Source organism: Vibrio genomosp. F10 str. 9ZD137 (assembly GCF_049974785.1).
Classification (GTDB): domain Bacteria; phylum Pseudomonadota; class Gammaproteobacteria; order Enterobacterales; family Vibrionaceae; genus Vibrio.
This window is the reverse complement of record NZ_JBNGCJ010000210.1, coordinates 1-448: the sequence shown is the minus strand read 5'-3', so window position 1 is coordinate 448 and position 448 is coordinate 1. Positions and strand designations below refer to the sequence as shown.

The window sequence follows — 448 nt, the reverse complement described above, 5'->3', positions numbered from 1 at the left end:
GCCTGTAGTGGAAACGGTACCAGAGCCAGTTGCCTCAGCGCCAGAAGCAGTGACGTCATCAAACTCTGTCGATGACATCACTCAAGATGAATTTGAAAAGCTGCTTGATGAGTTACACGGTAAAGGCACGGCCCCTAACTCAGTTGAATCATCGGCTCCTGCGGCTCCTGCAGCACCAGCTTCAAGTTCAGAAGCCAGTGGTGATATCACTGATGATGAATTTGAAAAATTGCTAGACGAGCTCCATGGCTCAGGTAAAAGCCCTCAAGCCTCATCATCAGTGTCTGCACCTGAACCACATGCTTCTAGTGCACCAGCCGCTAAACCACCGGCTGCTCAAGGTGGCGATGATCTAATGTCTGATGAAGAATTTGAAAAACTTCTTGATGATTTGCATGGTGCAGGTAATGGTCCGGCTCCAGACGAGTTAGCGGCTGCCGTTAAACCA

The 448-nt window shown here is 49.6% G+C and carries 1 pseudogene; it reads left to right on the top strand.

From position 1 onward, the window contains the following. Positions 1-448: pseudogene (locus ACP45E_RS02820) on the top strand (SHOCT domain-containing protein); the annotation flags it as partial.